The following is a 6,454-nucleotide window of genomic DNA, read 5'->3' as shown; positions in this document are numbered from 1 at the left end:
AGGCGGAGCCGGCGGTTCAGGCTGTGGCGTGCATCCCGTGACGACGATCAGGCATGCTGCGATCGCGACCGTTTTTCGCGCCTTCGAGAATGTCCCCACTGGCTCAGGGTAAGCGACGTCCTCGCTCTTCCCTTGGTCGTGCGGTTGGGGCGACTGGATGGAGTGGTCGCGGTTCCCTCCGCTGAGGCCAGCTAGGGGCTACAGCGCCTTGCTAGGGTCCGGACTTATGGATGAGCCCCGAAAGCGCGGACACCCGCTCGTCGTCGCGGGAGCGACGATCGCGGCTGCAGCCGTCCTCTGCGCTTTCGTGTACTACGCCGGTCTGGCCGTCTTCCGGACCGAGGGGGACGTGCCGGCGGCCTCGGCCATCGACTTTCCGGCCGGAAGCGAGCTCGTCAGCGAGACCGTCGAGTGCGCCTCCGGTGGATGCTGGCGGCAGTTCTCGGTGCGCCCGCCCGACGCGATGACTCCCGAGCAGCTGTCGAGCGAGCTCGGAACGACGCCGCAAGCGCGCATCGCAGGAACGCTTTGGGACCCGCGCACCATCACGGTCAGTTCCGCCATCGAGGGACCTCTCCTGAAGATGCGGGCCGATTACTGGTCCCAAGAGTTCATCCCCTAACCACGCGCGCGAAGCGCGGTGCACCGCCGGCGTGACACGGACCAAGGAACGGGCGCTGCATCCGTTCCGTATGGGGATGGTTGGCCGGGCGCCTAGACGTCTGCGGGCAGCGGTATCGTCCCGCGAAGCCTGTGGCGGTGAAGCTCGCACCGTCGATCATTACTCCGACGTTCGGGCCGGAGGACATCAGCGCGGGATGTTCCTACTGCGCTCGGAACTGGCGCTGGTCGCTGCAGTAGCAGTGATGGCCGCGAGCGGCTGTCCTGCGGAACGCTGCCGCCCGCGCCCGCGCGCGGCGCATCCCGCGCGCCGGGCTGGTGCGGGGAACGGCCCTCCCGCAGACGCCAACTTGCAGCTCGCTGCCACGAACACTGTCCCACTGATGATCTTCGAAGGGCATGCGTGTCCCGCTGCCAAGCCCGGGTGTCGGCAACACCCAGGGTTGTATTGCCGAGCTATGCGGAGTAGGCCTAGACGTGCACGACGACCGCTCACAAGGGGTGAGCGCGGGGACTTGGATGAAGGTCGTAATAGTCATGCACACCTCACGAAATCGGTCCGCTGGCAAAATCGCCACGGTGTTCGTTGCGCTCGTCCTGGGTACGGTTGTCGCACCTGCCGCTCAGGCTGACGTACCAGGACTGAACACTCATTCCTGCGACGGACAGACGTACGACCACTCGCTCGGCAGCTACAGCAACGACCAGGGGGACTTGCCGCTGCGTTGCGGAAATTCCCGGTTCGGACTGAATCACATCATCGCTCGCGGCCACTTTGACGCGGACACCAACTTCGATATTCAGCAGACACTCAGCTACGGCCTCTACGCACCCGGGAGCTCAGGCTCTAAGACGCTCTACGACGCAAACTGCACACCCGTCTACTTCGTTCTCTTCGGATATAACGCCTACAACGGCTCCGATCCCCTCGCTAACCCCATCGGCATCGTCAACGCCTACAAAATCGACAGCACCATAAACACCCGATCTACCAGCAGCACCACCGCCGCACCCATCATCCAACCGCCCTACGGGACCGGATGCCCCGTCTACACCCCGATCGAGAACGATTGACCGACACCCGCGACCTCGCCGACGTCGTGGGGTGGATGCGCCGCCACTACTCCACCCCGTACGACGTCATCGCGGCTACCGCAACCCACAGCTCAAACGGATGGAGCGTTGACACAACCATTCGAGCTACACCCACCTCCACTGACGAGGTAGTGAATCTCGACCAGTGGGACCCTGCCGCAATCGATTCCCTGACCACCGGAGGCGACCTTGCAGTCGAAGCCTTCGCGCTAATCTTGCACGCCAACCTCATCGAATGGTGGGATACGGAACGACCGAAAACGTCGACGCGATACTGAACCACTAAACAATGTGACGAATCAAGCATAAGATCCGAGCAGACACCCCCTGCGAGGCGACGGACGGAAAGCAGCTGATTGCTCCGTTGAGCGGCTCTTCACCGGCACGCCGACAGCATCACGGGCCGCCGACCGACTCGACCCTTCCCTCGGCAGCTCCCAGAACCGCGCCACCCCGGGCACGCTGCTTCAACTTCGATCCCATCGCCAACACTCCGACTCACGGTGGTATTGCAACGACCGGCTGAACCCAAGTCCCCCTAACGGACACCTCCGGAGTAGATGAGGACAGCCGCTCCGGCGTCGAGGAGCCTCTCCGGCCCCTGTTCGATGCGCGAGGATTTGGACATGCGTACCGATAGGGAATCGCTCTCCGCGTCGAGCGGGAGCCTCGCGCCCGCAGCGCGAGGCTCCTCTGACCCGGCCCGGCTCGAACGGGCTGCCACCCTCACCGTGCTGCGGGCAGGACACCCCCTTACTGGATTAGGGGTGCCTTGGGCGGGCGCATTCGACGGTAGTGCGGCGCGAGCCTCGGAGGGCTAGTGCGTCGATGCGTCCGGCGTCCGATGAGGGGTCGTCATCCGACCGCCCAGGATGGCCGCGCATGAGACCGGAATCTCGCGGCGCTGTTTGTCGCAATAGACCCGCCCGATGAGATGCCCGATGGTGGGGCGTCAACTGACACACTGAGCGCACGGTCGCTCGTGGGATACGCCCGCGTCTCAACCGACAAGCAGGATGCGACCGCTTAGCGGGACGCGCTCCGGGCGGCCGGCGTCCCATCCGATCAGATCTACGCCGACTTGGGTCTGACCGGCCGGAACCGCGAGCGTCCCGCGCTACGAGAGGCGCTGGCTGCGTGCAACGCCGGATCGACTCTGCTCGTAACGAAGCTCGACCGGCTCGCGCGGTCCATCACAGACCCTCGCGACATCGTTGATGAGCTGACCCGCCGCGGGGTGAAGCTCAGCATCGGGGGATTGGTCCACGATCCGGAGGATCCGATCGGCCGGCTGCTGTTCAACGTGCTCGCGATGGTCGCGGAGTTCGAGGGGGATCTGATTCGTGCCCGCACTCGTGAGGGGATGAAGGTCGCGAAGGCCAAGGGGCGTCTGCGTGGCCGTCAGCCGAAGCTGTCGCCGAAGATCGAGGCGCATCTGGTCGCAGAGCATCGTGCCGGGAACTGCACCGTCGCCGAGTTCGCGGCGGAGTTCAAGGTCGCGCGGTCGACGGTCTATCGGGCGGTGCAGCGGGCTGATGCGCGCGCCGCTGGCGCTGTCGCCCTGGCGCCGCCGACGGAGGGCGCATGATGTCGGGGGCGGAGAGGGTACCTGCGCTGGTGCCGGAGAGGGTGGAAGTGCTGCCCGGTTGGTCTGCGCTTACACGTGTTCTCAGCACCGGGTGGGGAACTCTCGCCCAGGCGATCGCCTGTATCTGGCTCTTCGTCGGGTTCGCGGTCCTTCCTCCGGGATCGCGTCTGCCCCTTTTCGTGCAGCTGGTGCTGTTCTTCGCCGCTCTCGCTTGGTCAGTGATCTGTCTCGCGATCGGCACGTCCAGGGTCACCGGTGAGAAGGAAGCCGGTTACACGACCCTGGGGCTCGGGCGCATCACGGTTCCTGCGGTTGATGCGAGAACGGGCGTCGTCCTGCGGGCGGCAGGCGAGCCGCACTGCCGACTCGTCGGCCGGGTCCGGCACTCCACCGCCGACGCGTCCGCCGCTCAGTCGAACCGCGCGCCCTCCGGCCGCGGCGGCAGCACGAACAGGATCAGCAGGAACACGTAGCCGGCGATCGGCACGAGGATCGCGAGGATCCACAGCCCGCTGCGGTTCACGTCGTGCAGTCGCCGCCAGATCAGCGAGAGCGACGGGAGGAACGTCGCCAGCGCGATGGCGCCCGCGGCGAGCGACACCCAGAAGGTCTGGAACGGCGCGCCGCTCGGGTACGGGGTCAGCGTGAAGTCGAGGCGCCACGGGCCGCCGTCAGCCAGCTGCAGGAGCGCGGTGAGGACGCTGCCGAGGAGGATGATCCACCAGTACTCGGCCCGGCTCGCCCTCCCGCGGAAGCGGAGGTAGTTGCCGAAGAAGCGGCGGAGCGCCGCCATCGGCGGAGCCCCGTAGTAGGGGAGGGTCAGCGGCGGCTCGGGGGTGCTCGGGCTCATCGGGTTCCGTCTCTCATCCCTCGACCGTATCCCCTGCTCCCCGGGGCGCCGCGTCGTCCGTGCGGACGACATCCCGGTGTTCGCCTCGGCGGAACGGCGCCGTGTTCAGGACGCAGGAGGCCGCCGTGACCACGACTGAGAAAGGCTGCCGTGCTCACAGCGCAGGAACACCGCCGTGTTCACGAAGCTGGAGGCCGTTGTGGACACGATCAGCGAGTAGGGACCGCCTCCGCCCGCACCGCCGCCGTCGCCCGGGCGTCGACGATCAGGCTGACGACGAGCCCCACTACGACGATGACGATCGCGACCCACGGCAGCACGTCGAGCCCGCTCGCGTCGATCGCCAGTCCGCCGACGACCGCGCCGCCGCCGATGCCGATGTTGAACGCCGTCGTCTGGAGCGCCGCGGCGAGGCTCCGCAGCTGGAAGGAGGAGGTGCGCAGCATCCGGGTCTGCAGCATCGCCGGGATGCCGCCGAACGCGATGTTCCAGATCACCGCGGCGACGACCACGGCCGTGGCGGCGCCGGTGCCCGCGGCGACGGCCAGGCCCGCGAGCGCCAGCACGACCGCGATCGCGGCGACCACGAAGCCCGAGCGGGGGAACCGGTCGGTCGCGAAGCCGGCCAGGACGAGTCCGACCGCCCCTGCGCCGCCGAACGCGAAGAGCACGAGCGGCACCGTGTCGGGGGCGAAGGAGGCGTTCTCGAGCCAGGGCGTGATGTAGGTCGAGAGGGTGTTCTGGCCGATCAGCACCAGCAGGATGACGACGCAGACGCCGATGATGCGGGGGAGCGTCCGGTCCTTCCGCGCCGGCAGGCGGATCTCGCCGGTCCGCAGCGGGATGTGGTGGTCGACCGCGGGCAGGAACTTCACCACGATCAGCGCGAGCACGAGCACGACGCCGCCGAGGATCGCGAAGGTGGGCCGCCAGCCGAACGCGTGCCCGAGCGCCGTGCCCAGGGGGACGCCGAGGACGAAGGCCGCGGATCCGCCGCCCGCCGTGATCGCGGTCGCGCGGCCGAGCTGCTCCGGAGCGACGAGGTGCGCGGAGTAGGCGGCGACGATCGCCCAGAAGAGGCCGTGGGCGAGCCCGCCGAGGATGCGCGCGCCGATGAGCAGCCCGAAGGTGGGGGCGAGCGCGGCGAGGACGTTGGCGACCGCGATGGTGCACAGCGCCACGAGGAGGAGGCTCTTGCGCGAGAAGCGCTGGGTCACCAGGGTCAGCGGAGTCGTCGCGACGACGACGGTCGCGGCGAAGATCGTGACGAGCTGGCCGGTGAGCGAGATGCTCACCCCGAGGTCGCGCGACATGTCGGGGATGAGCCCGGTCGGGAGGAACTCGCTCGTCACGGAGACGAAGACGGCGCCGGCGAGCGTGAGCAGGCCGATCCAGGGGAAGGCGGGGGCTTTCGCGGTGTCCTGAGGGTTCACGGTGTCCTGAGGTCGGGGGCGGGCGGGAGGGGGACGACCATCAAGCCTCGCACGCCCGCGCGGCGTCGGCGCGCGGGGTCGTCGTCGTCGGCGCTCTCCTCGGGTCCGGACCGGCTCGACCGCCCTGTCGAAGGCTCCTCCGTCCGGGTCAGCGGCTGGTCCGTCCACTCTGCCGCTGCACACTCCTACGGCTCCGTGCTCCACCCGCCCCGCACGGGCGAGCCGGGTTCCTCGCTCCTCCTGCTCCGCACGGGCGAGCCGCACTCCGCCCGCCTCGCCGTCACCTCAGCGAGGCCCGACCGCCCGGCCGCGGTCGTCTCCGTCCGAGCCCAGGCGAGCGCACGGCGGCGTCGGCCGGGCGCATCGCGAGGGGCGGCCGCGTCCGAGGGTCGGGCCGCCCCCTCTCGACGGCCCCGGAGTCCGCGCCTCAGACCGTGGTCACGACGCGCAGAGTGCGTAGACGCTGAGGGTCAGCGTGCCGTTGACGGCGTAGGCGGACCCGGTGACGGTCCATGTACCGGATCCGACCGGAGCGCTCGTGGAGACCTCCGACTTGTAGGGGCTGCTGCCGTCGACCTCGGTCCAGGAGAAACCGCCTCCGATGACATTCGGTGTCGCGCCGGTGCAGGTGGCGGAGAGTGTCTGCACGTTGTTCGCGTAGATTCCAGTCCTGGTCGCGGTGACTGTGGCGTATGTGGCGCCTCCGCCCGCGGGTCCGGCGGGTCCGGCCGCTCCATCCGCTCCGGGAGGCCCTGCGGGCCCGGTCTCTCCGTCCATTCCGGTGGCTCCGATCTCTCCGATCGGCCCGGGGGCTCCGTCTGCTCCGGGGAGCCCGGGGGCTCCGTCTGCTCCGGGGAGGCCGGGGGC

At 68.6% G+C, this 6,454-nt stretch carries 5 protein-coding genes and 1 pseudogene; 3 read left to right on the top strand and 3 right to left on the bottom strand.

What is annotated here, in order from left to right:
• Nucleotides 1–226: 226 nt before the first annotated feature.
• From C5C63_RS09325 to C5C63_RS09315, 3 genes and pseudogenes are all read left to right on the top strand, one after another.
• Entirely contained in the window at nucleotides 227–622 is a 396-nt protein-coding gene (locus C5C63_RS09325) for a hypothetical protein (protein WP_104325915.1), read from the top strand.
• Nucleotides 623–1,098: 476 nt separating this feature from the next.
• Entirely contained in the window at nucleotides 1,099–1,695 is a 597-nt protein-coding gene (locus C5C63_RS09320) for a hypothetical protein (protein WP_146078540.1), read from the top strand.
• Between the two features lie 955 nt (nucleotides 1,696–2,650).
• Nucleotides 2,651–3,304 (top strand): annotated as a pseudogene (locus tag C5C63_RS09315) (recombinase family protein).
• A 409-nt stretch (nucleotides 3,305–3,713) separates the two neighbouring features.
• Here the strand turns inward: C5C63_RS09315 and C5C63_RS09305 are convergent.
• The 3 genes from C5C63_RS09305 to C5C63_RS17265 all read right to left on the bottom strand — a co-directional run bounded on the left by C5C63_RS09305 (nucleotide 3,714) and on the right by C5C63_RS17265 (nucleotide 6,235).
• On the bottom strand, nucleotides 3,714–4,154 hold the full coding sequence (locus tag C5C63_RS09305; protein ID WP_181068431.1) for a DUF805 domain-containing protein: 441 nt from the start codon (nucleotides 4,152–4,154) through the stop codon (nucleotides 3,714–3,716).
• Between the two features lie 209 nt (nucleotides 4,155–4,363).
• Nucleotides 4,364–5,587: an MFS transporter gene (locus C5C63_RS09300; RefSeq protein ID WP_104288756.1), complete on the bottom strand. Its 1,224-nt coding sequence runs from the start codon at nucleotides 5,585–5,587 to the stop codon at nucleotides 4,364–4,366.
• 438 nt (nucleotides 5,588–6,025) lie between these two features.
• Complete coding sequence (locus C5C63_RS17265) at nucleotides 6,026–6,235, bottom strand: hypothetical protein (RefSeq protein WP_146086531.1); 210 nt, start codon at nucleotides 6,233–6,235, stop codon at nucleotides 6,026–6,028.
• Between the last annotated feature and the right edge of the window lie 219 nt (nucleotides 6,236–6,454).

Source organism: Rathayibacter sp. AY1B8 (assembly GCF_002932775.1).
Taxonomy (GTDB): Bacteria; Actinomycetota; Actinomycetes; order Actinomycetales; family Microbacteriaceae; genus Rathayibacter.
This window is presented reverse-complemented; position numbering and strand designations above follow the sequence as displayed.